General features: G+C 62.0%; 26 protein-coding genes. 19 read left to right on the forward strand and 7 right to left on the reverse strand.

The window, feature by feature from the left end:
- Window positions 1-28 precede the first annotated feature (28 nt).
- The 8 genes from J1M86_RS12665 to J1M86_RS12700 all read left to right on the forward strand — a co-directional run bounded on the left by J1M86_RS12665 (window position 29) and on the right by J1M86_RS12700 (window position 9,437).
- Complete coding sequence (locus J1M86_RS12665; protein WP_206510147.1) at window positions 29-1,261, forward strand: MFS transporter; 1,233 nt, start codon at window positions 29-31, stop codon at window positions 1,259-1,261.
- A 78-nt stretch (window positions 1,262-1,339) separates the two neighbouring features.
- Window positions 1,340-2,644: an NtaA/DmoA family FMN-dependent monooxygenase gene (locus J1M86_RS12670; RefSeq protein WP_075837376.1), complete on the forward strand. Its 1,305-nt coding sequence runs from the start codon at window positions 1,340-1,342 to the stop codon at window positions 2,642-2,644.
- 23 nt (window positions 2,645-2,667) lie between these two features.
- Complete coding sequence (locus tag J1M86_RS12675; RefSeq protein WP_206510148.1) at window positions 2,668-3,975, forward strand: NtaA/DmoA family FMN-dependent monooxygenase; 1,308 nt, start codon at window positions 2,668-2,670, stop codon at window positions 3,973-3,975.
- Window positions 3,976-4,083: 108 nt separating this feature from the next.
- Window positions 4,084-4,980 (forward strand): ABC transporter ATP-binding protein, encoded by an 897-nt coding sequence (locus tag J1M86_RS12680; protein ID WP_075837279.1) that lies wholly within the window; start codon window positions 4,084-4,086, stop codon window positions 4,978-4,980.
- Window positions 4,977-5,765, forward strand: coding sequence for an ABC transporter ATP-binding protein (locus tag J1M86_RS12685; protein WP_206510149.1), 789 nt, complete (start codon window positions 4,977-4,979; stop codon window positions 5,763-5,765). The genes J1M86_RS12680 and J1M86_RS12685 overlap by 4 nt, the downstream gene beginning before the upstream one ends.
- On the forward strand, window positions 5,762-6,808 hold the full coding sequence (locus tag J1M86_RS12690; protein ID WP_230557562.1) for an ABC transporter permease: 1,047 nt from the start codon (window positions 5,762-5,764) through the stop codon (window positions 6,806-6,808). Before J1M86_RS12685 ends, J1M86_RS12690 begins: the two co-directional genes overlap by 4 nt.
- Window position 6,809: 1 nt before the next feature.
- On the forward strand, window positions 6,810-7,715 hold the full coding sequence (locus J1M86_RS12695) for an ABC transporter permease (RefSeq protein WP_206510150.1): 906 nt from the start codon (window positions 6,810-6,812) through the stop codon (window positions 7,713-7,715).
- A gap of 66 nt (window positions 7,716-7,781) precedes the next feature.
- The gene (locus tag J1M86_RS12700) at window positions 7,782-9,437 is read left to right on the forward strand and encodes an ABC transporter substrate-binding protein (RefSeq protein ID WP_206510151.1); all 1,656 of its coding nucleotides are present in this window, start codon (window positions 7,782-7,784) and stop codon (window positions 9,435-9,437) included.
- Between the two features lie 74 nt (window positions 9,438-9,511).
- Here the strand turns inward: J1M86_RS12700 and J1M86_RS12705 are convergent, their stop codons facing one another.
- The 6 genes from J1M86_RS12705 to rpmB form a co-directional block, all read right to left on the reverse strand.
- Window positions 9,512-10,255: a GntR family transcriptional regulator gene (locus J1M86_RS12705; protein WP_206510152.1), complete on the reverse strand. Its 744-nt coding sequence runs from the start codon at window positions 10,253-10,255 to the stop codon at window positions 9,512-9,514.
- A 196-nt stretch (window positions 10,256-10,451) separates the two neighbouring features.
- Entirely contained in the window at window positions 10,452-11,375 is a 924-nt protein-coding gene (locus J1M86_RS12710; protein ID WP_206510153.1) for an AEC family transporter, read from the reverse strand.
- A 110-nt stretch (window positions 11,376-11,485) separates the two neighbouring features.
- On the reverse strand, window positions 11,486-11,740 hold the full coding sequence (rpsR, locus tag J1M86_RS12715; RefSeq protein WP_008719028.1) for a 30S ribosomal protein S18: 255 nt from the start codon (window positions 11,738-11,740) through the stop codon (window positions 11,486-11,488).
- A 15-nt stretch (window positions 11,741-11,755) separates the two neighbouring features.
- Window positions 11,756-12,061 (reverse strand): 30S ribosomal protein S14, encoded by a 306-nt coding sequence (gene rpsN, locus J1M86_RS12720; protein WP_075837274.1) that lies wholly within the window; start codon window positions 12,059-12,061, stop codon window positions 11,756-11,758.
- Window positions 12,062-12,232 carry a 50S ribosomal protein L33 gene (gene rpmG, locus J1M86_RS12725; protein ID WP_187346656.1) on the reverse strand — a complete coding sequence of 57 codons (171 nt, stop codon included), beginning with the start codon at window positions 12,230-12,232 and terminating at the stop codon, window positions 12,062-12,064.
- Window positions 12,229-12,465, reverse strand: a complete 237-nt coding sequence (gene rpmB / locus J1M86_RS12730; RefSeq protein ID WP_075837272.1) for a 50S ribosomal protein L28 — start codon at window positions 12,463-12,465, stop codon at window positions 12,229-12,231. Before rpmB ends, rpmG begins: the two co-directional genes overlap by 4 nt.
- A 166-nt stretch (window positions 12,466-12,631) precedes the next feature.
- On the opposite strand from rpmB, the gene J1M86_RS12735 reads away from it, so the two are divergent.
- The 6 genes from J1M86_RS12735 to J1M86_RS12760 all read left to right on the forward strand — a co-directional run bounded on the left by J1M86_RS12735 (window position 12,632) and on the right by J1M86_RS12760 (window position 17,814).
- Window positions 12,632-13,834 (forward strand): GTP-binding protein, encoded by a 1,203-nt coding sequence (locus J1M86_RS12735; RefSeq protein WP_241260026.1) that lies wholly within the window; start codon window positions 12,632-12,634, stop codon window positions 13,832-13,834.
- Complete coding sequence (locus tag J1M86_RS12740; protein WP_075837271.1) at window positions 13,831-14,091, forward strand: type B 50S ribosomal protein L31; 261 nt, start codon at window positions 13,831-13,833, stop codon at window positions 14,089-14,091. Before J1M86_RS12735 ends, J1M86_RS12740 begins: the two co-directional genes overlap by 4 nt.
- Window positions 14,092-14,095: 4 nt before the next feature.
- Complete coding sequence (gene rpmF / locus J1M86_RS12745; protein ID WP_075837270.1) at window positions 14,096-14,263, forward strand: 50S ribosomal protein L32; 168 nt, start codon at window positions 14,096-14,098, stop codon at window positions 14,261-14,263.
- An 85-nt stretch (window positions 14,264-14,348) separates the two neighbouring features.
- Entirely contained in the window at window positions 14,349-15,413 is a 1,065-nt protein-coding gene (locus J1M86_RS12750) for a VIT1/CCC1 family protein (protein WP_075837269.1), read from the forward strand.
- Between the two features lie 45 nt (window positions 15,414-15,458).
- Window positions 15,459-16,598, forward strand: coding sequence for a lipase family protein (locus J1M86_RS12755; protein WP_206510154.1), 1,140 nt, complete (start codon window positions 15,459-15,461; stop codon window positions 16,596-16,598).
- Window positions 16,599-16,632: 34 nt separating this feature from the next.
- A complete protein-coding gene (locus J1M86_RS12760; RefSeq protein ID WP_206510155.1) occupies window positions 16,633-17,814 on the forward strand; it encodes an RtcB family protein in 1,182 nt (393 codons plus the stop codon).
- Between the two features lie 11 nt (window positions 17,815-17,825).
- Here J1M86_RS12760 and J1M86_RS12765 read toward each other — a convergent pair whose 3' ends face one another.
- Window positions 17,826-18,842 (reverse strand): magnesium and cobalt transport protein CorA, encoded by a 1,017-nt coding sequence (locus J1M86_RS12765; RefSeq protein WP_075837267.1) that lies wholly within the window; start codon window positions 18,840-18,842, stop codon window positions 17,826-17,828.
- Window positions 18,843-18,920: 78 nt separating this feature from the next.
- Here J1M86_RS12765 and J1M86_RS12770 point away from each other — a divergent pair, with 78 nt between their 5' ends.
- The 5 genes from J1M86_RS12770 (at window position 18,921) to J1M86_RS12790 (ending at window position 24,172) form a co-directional block, all read left to right on the forward strand.
- A complete protein-coding gene (locus J1M86_RS12770) occupies window positions 18,921-19,355 on the forward strand; it encodes a VOC family protein (protein WP_206510156.1) in 435 nt (144 codons plus the stop codon).
- A gap of 123 nt (window positions 19,356-19,478) precedes the next feature.
- Window positions 19,479-20,411 (forward strand): LysR family transcriptional regulator, encoded by a 933-nt coding sequence (locus J1M86_RS12775; protein ID WP_206510157.1) that lies wholly within the window; start codon window positions 19,479-19,481, stop codon window positions 20,409-20,411.
- Window positions 20,412-20,492: 81 nt separating this feature from the next.
- On the forward strand, window positions 20,493-22,181 hold the full coding sequence (locus tag J1M86_RS12780) for a long-chain fatty acid--CoA ligase (protein WP_206510158.1): 1,689 nt from the start codon (window positions 20,493-20,495) through the stop codon (window positions 22,179-22,181).
- 153 nt (window positions 22,182-22,334) lie between these two features.
- Window positions 22,335-23,570, forward strand: coding sequence for an NAD(P)/FAD-dependent oxidoreductase (locus tag J1M86_RS12785; RefSeq protein WP_206510159.1), 1,236 nt, complete (start codon window positions 22,335-22,337; stop codon window positions 23,568-23,570).
- On the forward strand, window positions 23,567-24,172 hold the full coding sequence (locus J1M86_RS12790) for an SGNH/GDSL hydrolase family protein (protein WP_075837264.1): 606 nt from the start codon (window positions 23,567-23,569) through the stop codon (window positions 24,170-24,172). Before J1M86_RS12785 ends, J1M86_RS12790 begins: the two co-directional genes overlap by 4 nt.
- The last annotated feature ends 9 nt before the right edge of the window (window positions 24,173-24,181 follow it).

Raw genomic sequence — 24,181 nt, forward strand, 5'->3', positions numbered from 1 at the left:
ACGCGTAGATTTCGCCTCACGGTTGCTCATGCCGGCCTCGGCCTTTGCGTTCTTCGTGGTCATACTCGGGTCCAACGCACCGACTCCGTTGCTTCCCGGCTATCGGGCCGAACTCGGAATGTCACCGCTGAACGTGGCCTTCGCCTTCAGCGCATACTTCGTCGGTCTCGTCGCAGTCCTGGCGTTGCTGGCCAGAACTCGACTGACACGCTTCGCCCGAATGCTGCTTCCGTTCGCGGTCGGGCTTGGTGCCAGTGCAGATCTGATGTTCCTCGCGATCGACGACGACCCGACTCTGTTGTACGTCGGCCGGGTCGTCACCGGTGCGGCCGTCGCTCTCGCGACCGGACCAGCCGCTGCGTTGATGCTGGTAGGAGGTGGTGAGCGGGGCCGCGCCATGATCGCCTCGGTGTCGATTCTGGGTGGGTGCCTCGGATTGATTCTCTCGGTTTGCGTCGTCGCATGGGCACCGATGCCGGGGCGGACGATCTACTACGTGCACCTTGGCCTGTGCCTTGCTGCATCAGCGGCGTTGATGGTGGCACTCGTGCGGCGGCGTTCTGCGCTTCGGCTTGCGCTGCGGGTTCCGCAAACGGACGTGGACTCCGGTCCGCGTCGACGTTGGTCGACCACTGTGACCGCGTATGCGGGCGGAGCCAGCGGTTGGATTGCAGGAGCACTCGCGGTAGGAACCCTTCCGGTGGCGCTCGTCGAGGCTGCTCGCGTCGAGTCGTTGTCGGTGGCAGCACTGTCCGGCATCGTCTGTTTGGTTGCCGCGGCAGTGACTCAGTTGACCTTGAACAGTCGAGGTGTCGTGGTTCCGTTGTGGATTGGACTGTCGATTCTGACGGCCGGGGCGATTGTCGTTGCCGCAGGGATTGCCTACGGCAACCTGTGGGTTGTTCTTGCTGGATGCCTGCTGTCCGGTCTGGGCCAGGCGCCATCGTTCGCGACCGGCTTGCGTGTGCTCTCACGCGGCCTCGGTGCGGTGGCACAGGGGCGGACCGCATCAGCATACTCCTGTGTGTGTTACTCCGTTGCAGGAGTTTTCGCGTTGGGAGCCGGCGCGACCGCCTCGTTCTGGGGCATTCGAAACGGCACGATCGCGATTGTGGGCTTCTACGGCCTCTCGTGCGGAGTCCTGGCGATGCTCGCCGCGGCGGACATGCGGATCGGGCAGCGCGTTTCTGCAGTTCAAGCAAGGCTTGCTTCAGCTGCGAACCCGCTTAATCAACCCGGTACGCCGGTGTCTCGGATGTGACACGCGGTACCGATTTCATTGCATTCGTACACAGGCACGGCCGGTTGGTCGGCGCTCGACATGTTTGGAGGCTCGTTCATGGGTGCACAACCGTTCAGGCTCGGTTGGTTCGGAAATCTCACCACTCCCGAGTGGCGTACCGGTTGGTCCGAGGACGCACTGACGTGGACCGATGCTCGGTACTACGTCGACATGGTGCAGGACATGGAGCGCGCCGGATTCGATTTCATGATGTTGGAGGATTCGCTCATGGTGTCCGATATTTACGCGGGCACAGCGGAACTCGAACTCAAGCACGCGATCTACGCGCCGAAGCTCGACCCTGTTCCGGTGGTGTCGATGTTGGCATACGCGACCGAGCACATCGGCATCGTTGCCACTGCCTCGACGACGTTCTACCCGCCTTATCTCTTGGCGCGGGCTTTCTCGACTCTCGACCACGTAACTCGCGGCCGGGTGGGGTGGAACATCGTCACCTCCAGTGAGGACCGTGCTGCTCAGAACTTCGGTATGGACAAACTTCCGTTGCACGACAAGCGATACGACATCGCCGAAGAGTTCGTCGAGGTTGTCACGGCACTATGGAATTCCTGGGAAGAGAAAGCGATTCTCGCCGACCCGGTGTCGGGTTACTACGCAGATCACACCAAGGTCGCACCGATTCACCATAAGGGCGAGTACTTTTCGGTTCGTGGTCCGCTCAATACGCCGCGTAGTCCGCAACACAAGCCGGTTATCTGTCAGGCAGGAGCATCCCCCAGAGGGCGGGCATTCGCGGCCAAGAATGCCGATATGCTGCTCTGCATTCCAAATGGTCTCGATGGGATGAAGGCCTACCGCGACGACATTCGCGCGCGAGCGGAGTCGTTCGGTCGAAATCCGGATGACGTCAAAGTGTTCTTCGTGGTGCAACCAGTCATCGGAAAGACCATGGCGGAGGCAGAGGCGAAGAAGGCTGCGTTCCTGGCCGACAAGCAGCGGAACTTCGAGGCGCAGATGGTCCACTTCGCAGCCATCATGGAAATCGACTTCTCGGTTCTCGATCCGGATCTGCCGATCCCCGACGACGTGAGCACCAATGGTCATCAAGGCACGTTCGAGGGCTGGAAGGAAGCTTTCGGCGGACGGTCCATCAAGGATGCGGCCTCGGCTATGCGGGTGCACAGCATGGAGCTCGTCGGTACGCCCGACAGCATCGCCGAGCAGATGGACGAGGCGATGGACTATGTCGGCGGTGACGGTTTCATGTTCCTGTCTCAGCCCACCTCGCGCGAGTACATCCGTGAGATCACCGAGGGACTCTGCCCAGCGCTACGTCGAAGAGGACTGTTGCGCAACGGATATTCACACCCGCATTTTCGCGACAACCTTCGCTCGTTCTGACTGAATCTACAAAGGAGACAACAGTGTTCAGACTCGGATGGTTTCTGGGAAACGGTTTCGGTATGCAGCCGTGGTATGGCGATTGGGCTGGGCGGTCCATGACGGACTGGACTCAACCGGGCTTGTATGTCGATCTGACCACCTCGCTCGAGCGTGCTGGGTTCGACCTGCTGTTCATCGAGGACACGTCCATGGTCGAGGACACCTACGGCGGATCGATGGAGACGACACTGAAGTACGGACTCATGGCACCGAAGAACGATCCGGTTCCACTCGTGCCACTGCTGACATCGGCCTCCGAGCACATCGGTGTGGTGGCGACGATGTCGACCATTCAGTACCCGCCTTTCCTGGCGGCGCGATCGATGGCCACGCTCGACCATCTGACACGCGGCCGTGTCGGCGTCAACGTCGTGACATCGGTGACGCATCGGGTCGCCCAGAATTTCGGGTACGACAAGCATTTCGATCATGCTGAGCGTTACGCGATGGCCGAGGAATGGATGGAACTGGTCAGCCTTCTGTGGGAGTCCTGGGAACCGGACGCGCTGGTACACGATCAACAGACTCCTCGGTATGCCGACCACACCAAGGTGCACACAGTCGACTTCGAGGGAAAGTACTTTCGTTGCCGAGGCCCGCTGAACACCATTCCCGGTCCCCAGCGCAGACCGGTGGTGGCACAGGCCGGAAACTCGACACCGGGCCGTGAACTCGCAGCCAAGCATGCCGACACCATGTTGGCGCTGGCGAAGTCCCCGGATCAGATGAAGGCGCTCCGCAAGGATATGGATCAACGTCTGCTGGCCCACGGCCGGAAGCCTCAGGACTTGAAGATCCTGTTCATGACGGTGCCCTACCTGGCCGATACCCAGGCGGAGGCGCAAGCGCGCTTCGATCGGTTCGACCAGTCGAAATCGGATCCGCGAAACATCGAGAAGCGGTTGTGGTACCTCTCGTACGTCTCCGGCGGAGTGGTCGACTACTCGAAATTCGACCTGGACGGACCTGTGCCGCAGGAACTAGGCAATGGGGAGACCACTACAGCCAAGGCATGGCTGGAAGGATCCGCGGAGATCACTCTCCGGGACCTCGTCGAGGGGCCGAGCAATTACGGAATGGACTTCATCGGCACCGCCGACAGTGTGGCCTCGCAGATGCAGGACGCGATGGAGGAAGCGGGTGGTGATGGGTTCCTGATGTACCCCGATGTCACACGCCGTTCCATTGCCGAGGTGTGCGACGGGTTGGCCCCCGAGTTGCGTAGGCGTGGGCTCATTCGGGACGGATACGCTCACAAAACGTTCCGTGAGAATTTGATGGACTTCTGAACCGGACGAATCCGGCGTAATCGGCCGGTTACATGCATTCCGGTTATAGAAACACTGCTTCGTTAGGTTTTGTGTACGCCAATTTCGCATCGAAGGAATCGAGTTCGGATGTCCATACTCACAAGGGAACGCGTGGCGGTCGAGTCCGGTGACGAGGCGCACGGAGCATCTGCCCTGCTCGAAGTGGCCGACCTCACCGTTGTGTACCCGACGCCCACTGGCCTGTTCACTGCCGTCGAGAGTTTCTCGCTGACCATGGACCCCGGTGAGAGGGTTGCCATCGTCGGCGAATCCGGTTCGGGAAAAACGAACTCCGCTATGGCAATTGCCGGTTTTCTCGATCCAGCAGCGCAGGTGAGTGTCGAGAGAATGACATTCGGCACAACCGATTTGAATTCCAGACCGAAGTCGGTTCTCCCTGTTCGAATTCCAGGGATCGCTGTGGTCTTCCAGGACGCAATGACCTCATTGGACCCGGTGTGGAAGATCGGCAGTCAAATGCGCTCGGTAATACGCAACAATGCGAAGTTGTCGAGAAGGGCAGCCGACGCCGAGGCTGCAGTGTGGTTGAACAAGGTCGGTCTGCACGACACAGATCGCGTGTTGCGGTCGCGGCCGTACGAACTGTCCGGTGGCATGCGTCAGCGCGTGATGATCGCGCTGGCACTGTGCGCGAAGCCGGCGCTGTTGATCGCCGACGAACCGACCAGTGCGCTCGATGCGACACTCTCACGGGAGCTGATGCAGCTGATGGTCTCGCTGGCAGAGGAATTCGATACCGCGATGCTGGTGGTGAGCCACGACATCGCACTGTGCAGTGAGTTCACGCACCGAACCGTGGTGATGAAGTCCGGACGGGTGGTCGAGGAACTGCCCTCGGCGACGATTGCCGAGGCTGCGCAAGATCCCTACACCCAGGGTCTACTGGCGTGCATCCCGACGCTCGATTCGGCTCTGCTCGAACGTCTCCCCACCATGAACACCTATGTGGGAGTGAGAACATGAACGACGAAGCAACCATTCAGTTCACCGATGTACGAAAAGTATTCGCCGGCAGGTCTGGTGCCGAACACGTTGCAGTGGAGGATGTGTCGTTACTGGTCGATTCGACGAGCCGGCTCGGCATCGTCGGTGAATCCGGATCCGGCAAGTCGACACTGGTGCGGATGCTGATGGGACTCGAGTCCGCCAGCTCTGGATCGGTGACGTACCGGGGACGTGAGATGGCGTCGTTGAAGAGGGGCGATCTGCGGGAGTTTCGCCGCAATGTGCAACTCGTCGCCCAGGATACGTCCTCGTCCTTCGATCCACGTCGAACCTTGAGAGATGGCATTCGTCGGCCACTGCTCGAGCTGCTGGAGATGTCCACAAGAGACGCCGATGAGAAGGTGAACGAGATGCTGGCCTCGCTCAGCATCGATCCGATGCTGGCAGATCGGAAGCCCCATCAGGTATCCGGCGGTCAGCGGCAACGCTTTTCGATAGCACGTGCGCTGGTGGTCGGCCCCAAGCTCATCGTCTGCGACGAAGCGGTTTCTGCATTGGACGTATCGGTGCAGGGCGCAGTGCTCAACCTCCTCAAGGAGCACTGCGAGAAGAGCGATGCCGGTTTGGTGTTCGTATCGCACGGATTGCCGGCGACGGCGTTCATCTGCGATGAGCTGATCGTCATGTACCAGGGCCGAATAGTCGAACAGGGTTCGGTGCAGCAGGTCATATTCGCCAGTGAGCATCCCTACACGCGACGCCTGGTCGGCGCTTATCGGACGACGTCGGGGGCGGCGGCGTGAGGACATTGGTGCGCAACAACGGCTGGTGGATGCGCAGGCTGGCGTTCCTGCCAGTGCACGTCTTCTTGTTCGCGATAGCGGTCTTCTTCGTGGTCCGCATGATCCCCGGGGACCCGGTACGCACAATTTCCGGCGGCCAGACCATGACGCCGGAACAGTACGATGCTGCGCGCGAATCACTGGGTCTGACAGGGAGCGTGTTCTCCCAGCTGACCACGTTCCTGGGCAACATTCTCACGCTCGACTTCGGCAACTCGATCATCAACGGAGCCGGAGTGCTCGACGAGATGACGCGGCGCCTACCCGAGACACTGGAGCTGGCGTTGATGGCGATGGTTGTGTCATCGGTGCTGACGCTGGCATTGGGATACTTCGTGGTCACCAAACCTCGCAACCCGTTCTCGCGGGTTGTGGCGGCGTACGCCAGAGCCGCGGGCGCAGTCCCCGATTTCTGTCTCGGGGTAGCCGGAATCTTCCTCTTCTACTCGGTACTGCAGTGGTCACCGGCGCCGATCGGACGCTACGACTCGCTACTGAATGCACCTCCGAGAGTGACTGGCCTACCGTTCGTGGACGCGCTGCTTTCCAGCGACCTGATCCTGATGCAGTCGATGGTCGCTCATCTGTGGCTACCGGTCGCGGTTCTCGTGATCGCGTACGCGCCGATGTTGTTGAAGCTGTTCATCAGATCTCTCGAACAATCGAAGGACGCGCAAGCGACGAAGTTCCGAATAGCGTCGGGTGCTTCGAACACAATGGTGCTGCTCAGCATCGCCCGACGGGCGCTCCCGTCGACGGTGGCAATGTTCGGCACGATCTTCGGATTCATGCTCGGCGGAGCGGTGATCGTGGAGCAGTTGTTTGCGATGCCGGGTATGGGTGAGTACGCAGTACAGGCGGTGACTCGATCGGATTTCGTGGCACTGCAGGGATTTCTGATCATCGTCGCCGCTGTTTCACTGGTGGTGTTCTTCTTCGTCGACATCGTGAACATGCTGCTCGATCCGAGACGGCGTCCCGGCGTGCAAGCGGAAGGTAGCTGACATGACGCTCTCCCTGGATCCGGCGTCATCCGAGCCGAGTGGGCACCCCAAGGCAGTCGAGCTCGGTCCCGATGCAACGCCACCGGTGCAGCGCCGCACCTTGTCGAGATCGATGTTGCTCGGTCTGTTGCCCGCGGCGTTGATTCTGGTAATCGCGCTCCTCGGACCGTTCTTCGTGCCCTACAGCACCAGGGATGTCGTCGCGCTGCCAGACATTGCGCCCAGCGCAGCGCACTGGTTCGGCACCGACTCCGCTGGTCTCGACGTGTTCTCGCGGACAGTCGCCGCTGCCAGGAACAACCTGATGATCGGATTGCTCACGACGGTGGCGGCCACCGGTATGGGAATCGTCCTCGGATTGACGATCGGGATGAACGAATCGAGGCGAGGACCCGTCGGGCTCGTCGCTCGGGCGTCCTCGCGTGCTTTGGATCTCGTCCAGGCCGTACCTGCAATTGTCATCGGACTGGTGTTGATTGCGTTTTTCGGATCGTCGGTCCTGTCGATCACAGTTGCCCTGACCGTTGTGTTGTTGCCGAATCAGGCCAGATTGGTCCGTACCGAGGTGCTTCGAGTACGGGGAGAGGCATTTCTCGATGCGGCCAGGATCTCCGGTGAGCGAGAATGGGCGCTGATCACCCGCCACGTACTGCCCAATTCCAGTTGGCCCGCTCTCGAGAACGCATCGTTGGTGTTCGGTTCGGCAATCGTTCTGACCGCTGGCCTCGGGTTCCTCGGAGTCGGTCTTCAACCACCCACACCGGAGTGGGGAACGATGATCTCGACAGGTGCGTCCTCGGCGGCAGCCGGACGCTGGTGGTCCGCGCTGTTCCCCGCGGTCGCCATTGCGGTGACCGTGTTCGCTGTCAGCGCTGTCGGTCGGCAGTTGTTCGACCGTGAAAGCTGAACCGACGCAACTGTATTCGATCAATCTCAGCATTCGCTACCCATCTCAGCCTAGGAGAGTCCCTTCATGATGCCCAATTCACCTCGAAGTCCGATCTGGAAGAGGTCGCGGCTACGGCTCGCCGGTGTGGCTCTTGCCGCTTCGCTGGCGGTAACCGGTTGTTCGTCGGCGTCCAACAACACCGCCGACGGAGGCGACACCGGAGAAACCCTGAGCATCGTTTCCCCCGACACCGGAATCACCTGGTCTCTCGACAACGGGTTCGGAGGGTACGAGCAGGCCAACAACCTGCATGCGACTCTCGTCCGCAAACCGTACGTCGACAGCGCACAGGAAGGGGCGCAGCAGCAGGATCTGTACACGTACGAGCCCTACCTCGCCGAGGACTACGAGGTCAGCGAGGACGGTCTGACCTATACCTTCACGCTGAAAGAAGCAGTCAGCGCGGCCGGCAACACCCTGAGCGCCGACGATGTGATTTGGTCGTTCGAGCGCAAGTTCAACACCGCGACGTCCGTGGTTCCCGGAGTCATGGCGCCTTCGATCACCGACCCTGTCGAGCAGATAAAGAAGATAGACGATCGGACGGTGTCTTTCACCATCCCGCAAGCCGGTCTGGGTGCAACGTTTCTTGCGCTGATGTCGGATCTGTGCGGACAGATCTTCGACAGCACGTTGCTCCAGGAACACGTCACCCCGGAGGATCCCTACGCCGTTACGTGGACCACCGAGAATCCCAACTATGGATTCGGGCCGTACGAGGTCACCTCGTATACGCCCGGTGTGCAGGTGGTGATGCAGGCGCGTGAGGACTGGATTCTGGGGAAGGCGCCGATCGAGACCGTCAACGTTCAGATCGTTGCCGACCCGGGGACGAGGGCCAATGCGGTACGCAATGGCGATGCCCAGCTGGCGGAATCCATCACCCCGGCGGATTCCGCTGCACTCCAGGATGATCCGAACGTCTTCATCCCCGAGGTGGACAACCCCAACACGTTCTTGATGATGCCCCTGGTGACCAACAAGGCGCCGTTCGACAACCCACTCGTCCGGCAGGCGATGTCGTACGCGACACCGTACGAACAGATCATCGAAAGCGTCTATCGCGGGCTCGCAATTCGTCAGGGATCGGGATTCCTGTTGCAGGATGCGCCTGGTTACACCAACGAGGGGCAACCTGACTACACGTACGATCCGGCTCGCTCACGAGAGTTGCTGGCGGAAGCAGGATTTCCGGACGGAGTTTCGTTCGCGTTGGCTGTCAGCGCGGCCGATCCGGATACCAGGGAAGCAGCGCTTCAGATTCAAACCGCTGCTCGTGAGGGCGGATTCGATGTGCAGATCGAGCAGATGCCCGCTTCGCAGTTCGCGGACCAGCGCAGCAATCACACCTCTCAGGCATTCCTCCTGCGAGACTATGCGATCACGCTGACGCCTCCGTACGAGCTACTGGTCTACACAGCGCAGGATTCCAGCAACAACTTCGCCGACTGGGAGTTCGAGCCGTTCTACGACGCATTGGCGGCTGGAAATGCGTTGCCGGACGCCTTGTCCGACGAAGCGGGCCAGGCGTGGAACGTCGCGGAGACGATCTACCTGGAACAGTCTCCGATCGTCTTCATCGCGCAGGTTCAACCCAGTGTTGCATTGGCGAGCAACTTGTCCGGATTCGCGCAGAGATCGGACAACTGGATCGACTACTCGAACTTCTCTTTCGAGTAGCACGTCCGGACGGCGTCATAGGGGGCAGTGCGTGGAAAACCCAGCTGAGTCGGGTTTTCCACGCACTGGCCGTTTCACGGGGATGAATAGAACGAGACCATGTCGGCTCGGTAGTGGGCGTAGCCGAACTCGTGTACGTAACCGTGTGCATCCATGAGTACTTGGTCTCGCACGAGCAGTATGGCGTTGGTGGGGACGTTCAACATGCGCGCGGTCCGCTCGTCTGCGGGTACGGCGTCGATCCAGCAGTCCATCTTGCCGAACGGCGCGTCGTACTCGGCTTCGAACACTTCCGAGATGGACGCCGCTGCTTCCAGGTGTACTGGTGCAAGAGCATTCGGATCGATTTGAAACGCTGTCAGCGTACCTATCGGCGTGCCGTCGACGCGCATGATGAATTCGAGCATCCTGACGCGCTCTAGCTCGGTCTCGAGCCGCTCCCGGATCAGCCCTGTGGTGGGGATCGTGTGCTCGTTGATGCGTTCGTACTCGATCGGGGTGGACGAACCGGTAGCGATGACGTCGTGCATGCGAAGTTGAACAGGCCGACTTCGCACGACGGTGCCCATTTTTCGCTGCCTGCTGACCAATCCCTCGTCCGCGAGCATCTGCAGCGCCGTGCGAATCGACGACCGTGTCGAGTCGAGGTTGGTGATCAAATGCTCCTCGCTGAGCATGTCACCGGTCTGAAGTACTCCGCTCTTGATGGATGAGCGGAGCAGCTGATGCACAATTCGTGTCGACTTCTGGCGACTGCCCGCTGAGCCGCCCACAGATCTGGGATGACGTGTTGTAGCGGTCGCTGTCGGTTGATGCATGTCGAGCTCCTCGAGCTGCATTAGCGCGGCGTGTTCTCGGTTGGGCGGCGTTGCCAATTGCAATTGCAACACTGCAGTGTTACCGGCGCGTCACGCGCATGATGCCATTGCTTCGGTCGTCAGGAGCTCGAGCAGCTGCCGCTTTCCCATCGAATCAACGGAGCTGCGCAATGAAGTCTTAACACACCGACCGGTTTCAGGCGAGCAACAGTGACACCGCTGCGATCACCGGGACCGAGACGAGGGTGGTGACGAATGCGGTGTCACGGGCGAGTACGACTCCTCGGTTGTAGCGGCTGGCGAAGACGAACACGTTCTGCGCCGTCGGGAGCGCGGAGATCACGGTGATGGCGAACAACTGCTGCCCTTCCAGACCCATTGCGAGAGCCATGGAGAATCCGAGCAGCGGTTGCAGCACCATCTTGAGGGTCGAGGCGAGTGCGACGTCGCGGCGTGGGCTGACACCTCTCTGCAGCACCCGCGTGCCGTACAGCGAGAGTCCGAACGCGAGCAACGCGCCGGGGACGGCAGCGCCTCCGACGAGTTCGAAGGGCTGCATCAGTGCGTCGGGCAGGGTGAGTCCGCTGATGGACAGTGCCAGCCCCGCTGCCCCGGCGAGCACGATCGGGTTGGTGAACGGGGTGACGACGATATTGCGGATCGATGCTTTCTTGCCCTGGGTCGACAGGTCCAGAATGGTCAGGGCGATAGGCGAGTAAATCATGATCTGGAACAGCAGCAGGGGTGCGACGAAGGTGGCGTCGCCGAGAACGTAGACGGCGATGGGGATGCCGAGGTTGGCGGCGTTGACGTAGGACGCGGCGAGTCCGCCGATGGTCGCCTCGGGCACAGCTCGATCGAGCAGGAGCTTGGCGATGAGGAAGTGGATCGCGCCGACCATCAGTGCTGTCGTGCCTGCGATGACGAGTATCGGGGACAGGATGACCGAGAGGTCGGAGGTGCCGAGGGTGACGAACAGCAGGGCAGGCGTCGCGACGAAGAAGACGAGGCGGCTCAGGACGAACTGGCCGTGCTCGCCGAGGACCTCGAAGCGGGCGAGCAGGTAACCGAGGGCGATGACGACGAAGATGACCGTGAAGCCTTCGAGAACACCGGTCATGAAGCCTCAGGTTCTCGATTCTTCGGGTGGACGACAGCGACCGACTTACTCTAGTCCGCACCCAAAAAGGCCACGCATTCGATATGCGTGGCCTTCTTGGTTGGAGAGTTCTAGCGGCTGGTGAACGGCAAGAGTGCCATTTCCCGAGCGTTCTTCACGGCAACGGCGACCTGGCGCTGCTGCTGCGGGGTGAGTCCGGTGACGCGGCGGCTGCGGATCTTGCCGCGGTCGGAAATGAACTGACGAAGAAGGTTGATGTCCTTGTAGTCCACCGTGGTGACCTTGGCGGCGTTCAACGGGTTCTTCTTCGGCCGACGACCGGCCTCGGCGCGAACCTTCTTCGACGGTGCTCTCTTTACTGCCATCTTCGTTCCTGTTCCTTACCAGCTCGACTTGTGGACGCCTGGGAGCTCGCCCCGGTGAGCCATCTCGCGCATTTTCACGCGAGAGAGTCCGAATTTCCGGAGGTGGCCACGCGGACGTCCATCCGCGGCGTCTCGATTGCGCAATCGTACCGGACTGGCGTCGCGCGGTAGACGCTGCAGTGCCGCCTGCGCCGCCGCGCGCTCGGAATCGGGCGTCGAGGGCTTGCGGATGGTCTCTTTCAGCTCGCTCCGGCGCTCGGCCCAGCGTGCGACGACGAGTTTGCGCTGCTCGTTCTTCGCGATCTTCGACTTCTTGGCCATTTACCGCTCTTCTCGGAAATCTACGTGCTTGCGCACGACGGGGTCGTACTTCTTCATGACCAGACGGTCTGGGTCGTTGCGACGGTTCTTCCTGGTCACGTACGTGTACCCGGTGCCGGCGGTCGACTTGAGTTTGATGATCGGGCGAACGTCGGTGCTCTTGCCCATCAGAGCTTCTCCCCTCTGGCGACCAGCTTGGCGACGATGGCGTCGATGCCGTCGCGGTCGATGGTCTTGATTCCTTTTGCGGACAGCGTCAACGTGACGCGGCGTCCGAGGCTGGGCACGAAGTACGTCTTCTTCTGGATGTTCGGATCCCAGCGTCGGCTGGTCCTGACGTGGGAGTGCGAGACGGACTTACCGAATCCCGGCTTTCTCCCCGTCACCTGGCAGTGCGCGGACATGCGGGCTCCTCTCTTGCTGACATGACAATCGTTTTCGACAAAGCGCTGTTTCGAATGTAGCGTGCTTTCGGAAGGAATGACAATCGTTGTCGAAAGAAGGGTGCTCGTGAATCTCCCCGTGGACGGCCGCACGCCGCTCGTACTCGTGTCCGGCTAGTCGGGCGCCATGGATGCGGTGGTCGACTCGCTTCGAACCCCGGGCACGGTGTCCCTGCGGCACGATCTCGGCCAGGTGTACGAGGGTGTAGTCCGCAGAACCCTCCACATGGCAGAGGAGGCCCCGCGGGAAACGATCCTCGAACTCGCGCACGGCTGTGTCTCGTGCACACTGCGCGAGGACCTGCTTCCCCTCCTGCGCAAGCTCGCGGCCCGCAGTTCGGTCCAGCGGATCGTGATCGCGATGGATCCGGCGCTCGAACCGGAGGCGCTGTGCTGGGCGATCGAGAACGTGGTCGTCGCCGGAGTCGTCGGCCAGGTCGACGGTTCCGCCTCGCGCGACGTCCGCATCGAGGCCGTCGTCGACTGCCTCGACGCGGCGACCTGGCTCGCAGATGCGACCGGTGACGACGCGCTCGCCGACCGGGGGATCGTGGCCAGCGGTGACGACGATCGAACCGTCGCCCAGTTGGTGGTGGGGCAGGTCGACTACGCCGACGCCCTCGTCGTAACGGCAGGTCCGGACGTCGAAAGCTGGGAGCGGGCCAAACTCGCTGCCGTGCTCACCCGCCTCGCGCCCGGAGCCCCGACAGCTTGGGCGTCGCCGACCGACCGGGTCGACGCCGAGGCGCTGATCGCCGCGATCCCGTTCGACGCCCGACGCGGAGAGATCACCGACGCGCACTCCCCGCTGCTACGCGGCCAGCCACCGCTGACCTCGGACTGTGGCGTGAGCATCGTCGAATTCACCGCCGTCCGGCCGTTCCATCCAGAGCGACTGCACGAGGCCATCGATGTACTACTCGACGGCGTCGTGACCACGCGTGGACGCGTATGGGTGGCGACGCAGCCCGACGAAGCGCTGTGGATCGAATCGGCCGGTGGCGGACTGCGGGTGGCGAGCGCCGGAAAGTGGCTGGCCGCAATGGCACCCGAGGAACAGGACGGCGTCGACACCGCGCGCCGCGCGATGGCGGCCCTGCGTTGGGACGACGAGTTCGGCGACCGCGACACCTCCCTCGTCATCCTCGTCCACGCCGCCGACCCGTCCGAGATCGACCGCACGCTGCAGTGGGCGCTGGTATCCGACGACGAAATGCGCGACCGCGATGCCTGGGCGAACTGGACCGACCCGTTCGGTCAATGGCACGAAGATCCCTGCGAGACAACGGAATCTCCGTACTCCGACGTGAAAAGAGAGGCAACAGAATGAAGGCAGGAATCCATCCCGACTACCACCCGGTGGTCTTCCAGGACGCGGGCACCGGAACCAAGTTCCTCACCCGGTCCACCATCACCGCGACCCGCGAGATCGAATGGGAGGACGGCAATACCTACCCGCTCGTGATCGTCGACGTCACCAGCGAATCGCATCCGTTCTGGACCGGCGCCAGCCGCATCATGGATACGCAGGGACGCGTGGAAAAGTTCGAGAAGCGCTACGGGCGTCGCGCCCGGAAGGAATCGTAGAGTCATGGCTGTTCCGAAGCGGAAGATGTCGCGTTCCAATACCCGTAGCCGTCGGGCGCAGTGGAAAGCCGTTGCACCGGATCTGGTGACCGTCAGAGTCGGCGGGCAGGAGTTCCGCGTGCCGCGCCGACTGGTCAAGGCCGTGCAGACGGGCGCGTACGACCCCAGCTGAGCGGCTCCCCCGCATGTGCGTGGAAGTACATAGCCCGCTATGTACTTCCACGCACATAGGGGAGGCGCGACGGTAGGTTGAGTCGATGAGCGAAACGGCCCCGTCGGCCTCGGACGTCAAACGCTGGCGGCGCTACCTCGCCGACGAACGAGCCGAGGCCGCGGTCTATCGCGATCTGGCCGGTCGTCGCAGGGGAGAAGAGCGAGACATCCTGCTGGCCCTCGCCGACGCGGAGGGCCGCCACGAAGAACATTGGCGACGGCTGCTCGGCGATCGGGTGGGCATGCCGCTCAAGGGCAGTCTTCGGACTCGAATGCTCGGTGTGCTCGCCCGGCGATTCGGTTCGGTGTTCGTCTTGGCACTCGCGCAGCGCGCAGAATCCCGCTCACCGTATTCGGTGGATGCAGGCGCCACCGAGGCGATGATCGCCGACGAGCAAATCCATGCCGAGGTGGTACGTGGCCTCGCCACCCGCGGCCGGATCAGGCTCTCCGGCAACTTTCGCGCCGCGATCTTCGGCGCCAACGACGGCCTCGTGAGCAACCTGGCGCTGGTGCTCGGCATCAGCGCCAGCGGCGTCTCCAACCAGGTCGTGTTGATCACCGGTCTTGCCGGTCTGCTCGCCGGGGCGTTGTCGATGGGGGCCGGTGAATACGTATCGGTGCGATCGCAACGCGAGCTGCTCGACGCCTCATCACCGGCAGGTTCGGCTCGGGAGGCACTTCAACACCTCGACGTCGACGCGAACGAGCTGGCGCTGGTGTATCGGGCTCGCGGCATGTCCGCGCGCGATGCCGAGGAGAGAGCCTCCGAGGTGCTCGAGCACCTCACCTCCGACGACGCAATGGACGCAGAGGTGGGCGCGCACGATTCGGTCGGCACCGGGATCGGCGCAGCGACAGCGAGCTTCTGCTTCTTCGCCTCCGGTGCCATCATTCCTGTGCTGCCGTATCTCGCAGGCATGGAGGGTCTTGCTGCACTCGTCGTCGCCGCGGTGCTCGTCGGTATCGCCCTGATCGGAACGGGCACGGTGGTGGGGCTGCTCAGCGGCGGCCCGCCGATCAAACGTGCCTTGCGTCAGCTGGCGATCGGTTACGGTGCTGCCGGCGCGACATATTTGTTGGGCGTGATTTTCGGCGCCAGCGTCTGAAAAACCCATACCCGCCTGTCCTTACGCTGCGTTACTGTGTCGAGCATGTCGATTGGTCACCGCTCGCTCGTTCTCGCGCTCCTGCTGTGTGCATCGGTTCTGGGCGCGCCGGTTGCTGCAGCAGACGAGGTGGACACCACGCCGGGGACGGTCGTCGCCGTCGAGGAACTCGCGCCCCAACTGTGGCTGCCCGGCACCGCCGAGGCCAAGCGGATCACGTACTGGACCATCGGTTCCGACGGTCGACCTGCGTTGAGCACCGGGGCCTATTTCGTTCCCGAAGGTACAGCGCCCGAGGGCGGTTGGCCGGTGATCGGGTGGGCCCACGGGACCTCCGGTTTGGACGACCACTGCGCGCCCTCGCTCATCGGACCCACGTATCCCGAGCGGGATCGTCAGTACCTCGCTGGGTGGCTCGGCCAGGGCTACGCCATCGCGGCCTCGGACTACGTCGGGCTCGGCACGCCGGGACTGATGCCCTACCTCGACGGAAAGACCACCGCGCACAGCGTCGTCGACTCGGTCAAAGCATCACGCGCCATCGATGATTCGCTGTCCAACAAGTGGGTTGTCGTCGGGCAGTCGCAGGGCGGTGGAGCAGCCATCACCACTGCGCGGTACGCGACGGAATTCGGCGGGCCTGAGCTCGACTACCGGGGCGCCGTCGGTACCGGGGTGCCGGCGAACATCGAATTGGCTCTGCTGCCGTTGGGGCCAGGCGTGCTACCAGTCGCCGGAAGTGAGGCCCTGACGACCTATCTGCTCTACATCTTGGCCGGGCTCCGATACGCGCACCCCGAGATCGATCTGAATTCGTACCTCACCGAGCAAGGACGACAACTCGTCGACCGCGCGGAAACGGTGTGTGTGGTCGAGGGCGAGAAGGAATTCGCAGGAACGATTTCCGGCGACCTGTTCACCAGACCGCTGAACCAGATTCCGAACTTCTACGGTCTGGTGAACGACTACATGGGCGTGCCCACCTCGGGGTACGACCGACCGGTGTTCATCGGCCAAGGTCTGACAGATGTGGATGTGCCCGCGCCCTCGGCGCTTTCGCTGGTCGCCCAGATGAAGCTGAACGGGCAAGACGTGACGCTGCATACCTATCCGACGGACCACAGCGGCGCGCTGCTGCAATCGCAGGCGGATTCGATTCCGTTCGTGCAACGACTGTTCCAATAGCGCCTCCTCGCGGAGGGGGCTGAAGGGAAATCTCATGCCCCCGACAAAGGTGGGCCCGCGGCTGCTCAATTGGGCATCTCATCTCGACGACCAGGCACTCGCGCAGGCGCGGCAGACCGCGTCCATGCCGTTCGTGCATCCCCACGTGGCATTGATGCCCGACGCGCACAGCGGTAAGGGCAGCGCCGTCGGTACGGTCATTCCGACGCGCGGTGCTGTGATCCCGGCTGCCGTGGGCGTGGACATCGGCTGCGGAATGATCGGTGTGCACACCGGTTTCACGAAGTCCGACGTGCAGGGCCGAGACCTGACCGACCTGCGGCTCGCGCTCGAGCAGAGCATTCCGCTCTCGCCCGGAAACTACAACAGCGGCGTCGAGGAATGGAGCTTCACCGCTGCCAAGTTGGCCGAGCTGGAGGAGTTGGCGAACAACGACGAAGTCGACCTTCGGCATTCGCCTCAGTGGCGTGAGCAGCTCGGTTCGCTGGGCGGTGGGAACCACTTCATCGAACTCTGCCTCGACGAGACCGATCAAGTGTGGTTGTTCTTGCACAGCGGCAGCCGCGGTGTGGGGAACAAGATCGCCCAGCGGCACATCGCCGTCGCACAGCGGTTGTGCGCGCAGTGGTGGATCGACCTACCGAACAAGGATCTCGCCTACTTGCCCGAGGGCATCGTCGAATTCGACCGGTACATCAAGGATCTGGCGTGGGCGCAGAGGTTTGCGTTCTTGAACAGGGCCGAGATGATGGACCGCTTCGGTGCGGTGTTCGCGCAGTGGATTGGCGACGAGGATCATCGCGAGCTGGAGCGGGTCAACTGCCACCACAACTACACCGTGCGGGAACGCCACGGGAAGAAGGACGTCTGGCTGACGCGCAAGGGCGCCGTCGACGCCCATGACGGCGTGCGGGCGATCATCCCGGGTTCGATGGGGACGCGGTCGTACGTCGTCACGGGAAAGGGCAGTGCAGCTGGATTGTGCTCGGCTCCGCACGGGGCCGGTCGGCGCTTCTCGCGGACCGAGGCGCGAAAGCGGTACACGGTGGAGGATCTGCGAAACCGCATGGTCGGCATCGAATTTCGCGACGGCGAAGAGTTCGTCGACGAGATCCCCGATGCCTACAAGAGCATCGATGTCGTCATGGCCGACGCGGTGGACCTCGTGACGATCGACCACGAGCTGCGGCAGATCCTCAACCTCAAGGGCACCTGACAGTCGACGGGTCAGAGCCACTTCTGATGCTTGAATACGATGTAGAGCACACTGGAACAGATCGCCATCACGAGCAGTGCCATCGGGTAGCCGAGGTACCATCGCAGCTCGGGCATGTGCCGGAAGTTCATCCCATAGATCCCGGCGACCAGGGACGGGGCGAACAGGATGCCGCCCCAGGACGAGATTCGCTTGACCTGCTCGTTCTGGTCGATGCTGACCTGCGTCAACGCGCGCATTTCCTCATTTTGCTGCTGCGCCACCAATGTCGCATTCACCGAGAGCGCATTCTGCAGGTTCGCGCGCAACGCCTCGACTCGTTCCGCGATGTGGATGCAGTGGTCGAGAACGTCGCGGAGGTTGCGCTGCAGCGCAAGTTCGACTTCGTGCTTGTCCTCGCCGCGCCTCAACGATTCGATCATCTGCACGAGCGGTCCGGTGGAGCGCTGGAACTCCATCACTTCCCGCGCGAGTGTATAGATGCGGCGTGAGACAGCGGGGTCGAGCGAGAACAATTGATCTTCGATCTCGTCGATGTCGTTCTGCAACCCGTCGACGACGGGCTCATACTCCTTGACCACTTGGTCGAGAATGGCGTACAGAACGGAGTGGGTGCCGAGTTCCAGAATCTCGGGCGCAGCCTCGAGTCGGTCTCGTACCCCGCTGAGCTCGGGTTCTTCGGTGTGACGAATAGTGATGACGAAGTCCGGTCCGAGGAAGACGTGCAGTTCGCTGAACTCCACCTTCTCGGTCTTGTCGACATATCGCGCGGGGCGGAGGACGATGAAAAGCTGGTCGCCGTAACGTTCCAGTTTCGGCCGCTGGTGGGCCGCGATCGCATCCTCGACATCGAGGCGGTGCAGCGCGAACTGTGCAGCAACGGAGTTGAGTTCGTCGACCGAGGGTCGGTAGAGACCGATCCAGGCCATGCCGTGGCGATCGCGGAGCACCTCGAAAGTGTGCTCGAGGTCCTGTGGGTCATCGGTACGTTTTCCGTCGACGTAGACGGCATTGTCGACGAGCGGCATACGCACCCACCTCTACTCTCCGAAGTCTTCGACTATGAAAGCCTGCCAGACCGGCTCCTTCGCCGTCATGATGGGTGGGTGGACCAACGCATTCATTTCCTGACGCTGGCAACCCCGGACCTCGACGCGGCCCGCGCCTTCTATCGAGACGGGCTGGGCTGGACGACGCTCCTCGACGTGCCAGGCGAGATAATCTTCTTCCAGTCGGCGCCCGGACAGGTCCTCGGATTGTTCGATGCGCAGAAGTTCACCGAGGATCTCGGACGCAATGGCGGCCCGGCGATGGTGAGCGGGCTGACTCTCTCACACAATGTCGATGGCCTGGAAGAGGTGCGGGCCGTGTTCGACGCCGCGATCACGGCCGGGGCGACGGTGATCAAGGAACCCCAGCGTGCTGCGTTCGGCGGGTATCACGGTCACTTCGCCGACCCGAACGGTCTCGTCTGGGAAATTTGCCACAACCCGGGCTGGAGCATCGACGGTGACGGCAAGGTCGTGCTGAGTGAGGTGTGAGCAGGTTTCGAACTTCTCGGCGACTTAGCTGACACCGGACCAGCAGAGGGCAGTCTCGTTCTGTTCACACCCTGTTTTCTCCCGGCGGTACTGTGGCACACAGGAACTATTGGGGAGATCACCATGGAGTTCAGGCACCTTACGGCATTCATAACGATCGCAGAGGAACTGCACTTCGGCCGAGCGGCCGCTCGGCTTCATTTGACTCAACCGTCCCTGAGTGCCCAGCTTCAGAAACTGGAAAAGTCCCTCGGTGTGTTGTTGGTTGCTCGCAGCTCGCACGAAGTCAAACTGACGTCTGCGGGTAAGGAGTTCGAATCGCAGGCACGTTTGATAGTGCAGCAACTGGAGAAGGCTGCACAGATTGCAAAATCGGCCGCGGCAGGCAGATCCGGAACGCTCAGTGTCGGGTACAACTTCCCTGCCAGTAGACATGTACTGCCGTACGCGTTGGCGAAGATGAGCAACGAGCACCCGGATGTCGTCGTCTCTCTGTGGGAGAAGCGTACCGGCCCGCAGGTATCCGCACTGTCCACCGGTGAGCTCGATATCGCACTTGTCTACGGACATCCGCATACTTCCGAGTTCCGTCACCGACGCCTTCTGCATCGAGTTCCGCTGGTCGCAGTGGTTGGCAAAGGGCATCCGTGGGCTGGACGGCCGGGTGTGCCGTTCGCGGAACTGGCCAACCAGTCCTGCGTGCTGTTCGAGCGAGAGCAGTGCCCGGCGATGTACGACTCGATCCTCGCTGCGGCGGCGGACAACAAGATCGCGCTGAAGATTGCACAGACTGCTGACGATCCTGGCGCGACGGCGCACATGGTGTCGGTGAAACCGTTGGTGGGGTTCGCCTCGCTTCCTCGCGCCACATCGGCAGGAATGGGAGCCGTCGGAGCCAACTCGGTGCCTGTGAAGCTGCTCGACCCCGTCCCTGTGATCGATCTTTACGTCGTGTGGCGTGCGGCAGAGATCAATCCGGCTGTTGCCTCATTTCTCGAATGTCTCGAACCGTGCAACGAAATGAATCCGATGGTCGACACAAAAGCTGTCGGATGATTGTTTGAATAGGAATTTCGACTGGCACGCAAGAAGGTTCGTCATTGCCGTAATCGACGGAACCGTCTTGAATCTATTTACATGAATACACAGTCATTCGAAGGTCCCGGCGTCGATTTGAACGAGAATTCGAGCCTTGCGTCAGTTGTTTTCGAAAAGGCGGAGCGGACGCCCGACAGGCCGTCGCTACGCGCTGCAAACGCACTGAGCTCGTCGACCTGCAATGACCTCGCTGAGCGCGTGCGCTCGCTCGCGTCGGCGCTCCTCGATAGTGGAGTGTCCGCAGGGGAACGGGTAGCCATCCTCGGGCGAACGAGTCTCGAGTGGGTCGTGCTCGATCTGGCGGTGCTGTCGGTTGGCGCCGTCGTGGTTCCGGTGTATCCCACTTCCTCTGCGCAACAGATCCAGCACATCGTCTCGGACTCGGGTGCCACACGCTTCGCAGCCGAGTCCGACGCGGACGCGGGCAGGCTGATGGACGCAGGCGCCGACGTCGTGTGGTCCTTCGACACCGTCGGACAGTGGTCTCAGAGCGGGGGGCGCCACGATCCAGCCACTCGGATGGCCGCAGTCCGCAGCCGGGACCTCGCGATGATCGTCTACACCAGCGGGACCACGGGGGCTGCCAAAGGCTGCATGATCAGCCATCGCAACATGTACGCCGCATCGGCGAACACTGTTCTGCGAACCGGCGCCATGTTCGGCGGTGATGCGGAGGAGCAGGCGGTCACGGCATTGGGACTTCCCTTGGCGCATGTGTTCGGCCAGACCATCATGTTCGCAACCCTGATCGGTGGCACTCACACATGGTTGATACCTGGGATTCCCGACATGGTTCCGTCTCTGCCGGCTATCCGGCCGACGTTCCTGGCTCTGGTCCCGTACGCCCTCGAGAAGATTCGGAAGGCGGCCCGCCCTCATCTCGCTCCGGGCGCGGAGCAGGCTGCGGTTTCTGACGGGCTCGCGCTCCTGCATGCGCGTGTGCAAGCCGCAACCGCCGAGCCGCCGCGACCGGTACTCGGTCTGCTCGGCGACCGACTGACTTCGGTGATCTCCGGAGGGGCTTCCCTCGACGATTCGACCGCAGGTTTCTACGCCGGTTTCGGCGTCGATGTTCTCAATTGCTATGGAATGACAGAATCAGCGACGGCGGTCACGGTGAACGAACCGACGACCAATCGGCTCGGTACCGTCGGGCGCCCCATTCCCGGAACGACGGTTGCGATCGCTTCCGACGGAGAGATATTGGTCCGTGGCGCGAACGTGACGATCGGGTACTGGGGCAGCGCAGCGGATCGCTCACCGGTCGACGCCGAAGGGTGGCTGCACACCGGAGATATCGGAGTACTCGACGACGGATACCTTCGCGTCACGGGACGCAAGAAGGAGATACTCGTCACATCGGGCGGAAAGAATGTCTCGCCGACGCCGCTCGAAGATCGAATTCGTCTGCATCCCCTGGTCGGCAACGCAATAGTCGTGGGAGAGGGTCGCCCCTTCGTGTCCGCGCTGATCACTCTGGACCCGTCCGCGGCCGGGCTGGACAACGCGTACCTGGAGTCCGAGCTGCAGAACGCAGTCGACGATGCGAACTCGCTCGTCTCTCGCGCCGAGTCAATTCGTGAATTCCGAATTCTTCCCCGCGACTTCACCGTAGACAATGGATTGCTCACTCCATCCCTCAAACTCAAACGCGCTGCGATCGGCGAGGAGTTCCGCGTCGAGATCGAAAGCATCTATGAAATGTCATCACCGGGAACGCTGGGTTAACAATCTGCGGAACTCCGGCGGGGGTAATAGCGGACACCGATCGACTGATGCCGAATCCTTCTTCGCACGGAGGTTTGTTGCTCTGGACGAAACACTGGATTCCGCAAGCCCGAATATCGACTCGTGAATCCGATGTAGAGGAGTGGATCGTAGATGTACGACGTCATCGTTGTGGGTGCCAGGGTGGCAGGATCGCCAGCGGCAATGTTGTTGGCACGAAAAGGGTATCGGGTTCTCGCTGTCGACCGTGCAGCCTTCCCGAGTGATGTGATCTCGACCCACTATGTGCACCAGGCCGGACTCTCGCGTCTGAAGGACTGGGGGTTGTTGGACAAGGTGATTGCCAGTGGCTGCCCTCCGATCCGCCACTTGAACTTCTCGTACACCGACATTGCGCTCGATGGTATGGCCGATCCGATCGACGGAATCGACGCTGTGTATTGCCCTCGGCGTACGGTTTTGGACTCGATCCTCGTCGACGCGGCCCGCGAAGCAGGCGTCGAAGTCATCGAGAACTTCACCGTCGACGAGCTCGTCATGAGCAACGGCGCAGTGGCGGGTATTCGCGGACGCGAGGGTAACGGACCGGAACTGGAATTCCGTAGCTCGATCGTGATCGGCGCGGATGGTGCCAACTCCATCGTCGCGAAGAAGGTAGGCGCGGACGTCTATCGCACCTCTCCCGGAGGCTGCTTCATCTACTACTCGTACTACTCGGGTATCGACTGGGGAATGCACCACCGCACAGGATTCGGCGAGCAGCAGTTCGCATCGTGGCCCACCAACGATGGGCTGAGCCTGGTCGCTGTCATGCGCAAGCGTGACAGGTTCAGTGAATTCCGCGGCGACCCCGATGCCGGTGTCCAGGAAATCGTCGATGCCATCGATCCCAAGTACGGTGAAGAGCTGCGCGATCGCGCTGTTCGAGAAGAGCCGTTCCGTCCGATGCTGTACCCGGACAACTACTACCGACGTTCGTACGGCCCGGGCTGGGCATTGGTTGGAGATGCCGGCTACCACAAGGATCCGTTCACCGGATGGGGTATCACCGACGCGTTCAAGTACGCGGAGCTGTTGTCCGAGCGCGTACACGAGGGTCTGAGCGGTACGCGTCCGATGATCGACGCGCTCGAGGACTATCAGAACACTCGCGACGAGCAGAGCGCTGGCACATACGAATTGACCACCAGCATCTCCGAGCTCTCGCTCACGCCGTACTACGATTCGGTCTTCCGCGCGGCAAGCAAGAGCCCTGAGTACACCAAGAAGTTCTTCGGTTTGATCGCCGGCGGAATCCCGGGCGAGGTCTTCTTTGCGCCCGACAATCTCGCTGAACTGTACGCCGCAGTGAATCTGCCGCTGGGCGACCGACACCTCACATCGGCATGAGCCTCGCGAGCCTGACTGTTGTCGGTGACAGCTTCGTCGAAGGCCGGGGAGATCCGATCGACGGCGGGGGCTACCGAGGTTGGGTTCCGCGATTCGCCGGTCAAATGGGCATGCGTGGCCGAGGAATTCGCAACTTCGGAACCCATGGGGCCACGACGTCCGACGTGCTCGAGACGCAGATTCCGGATGCTGTTGCAGGACGGTCGCCGCTGTACGGCGTCGTCGTCGGAGTCAACGACCTTGTCAGCGACTACGAGCGACGCCGGTTCGAGGACAATCTGCATGCGATCTTCGGCGAGTTGCGTACGGGGGGAGCGACGGTGTTCACAGCCACCTACCCGGATATCCCGGCGCGTCTACCAGTGCCCGAGCGATTCAAGGCATTGCTCCGTGAGCGATTCACCGAAGCGAACGTGGCACTCGCCGAGGTAACCCGCAGCACGGGAACCCTCCTGCTCGACATCGCTGCATCGCCGCAGTGGTCGCACGCCGATATGTGGACCTCGGATGGTTTGCATCCCAGTCCGACCGGTCACCGTGAGTTCGCGCTCTCGGCGGCGGAGCTGGTCTCCAACAGCACAGCAACCACCCTCGCAGCCTGAGCTGCACAG

Source organism: Rhodococcus sp. KRD197 (assembly GCF_017168235.1).
Taxonomy (GTDB): domain Bacteria; phylum Actinomycetota; class Actinomycetes; order Mycobacteriales; family Mycobacteriaceae; genus Rhodococcoides.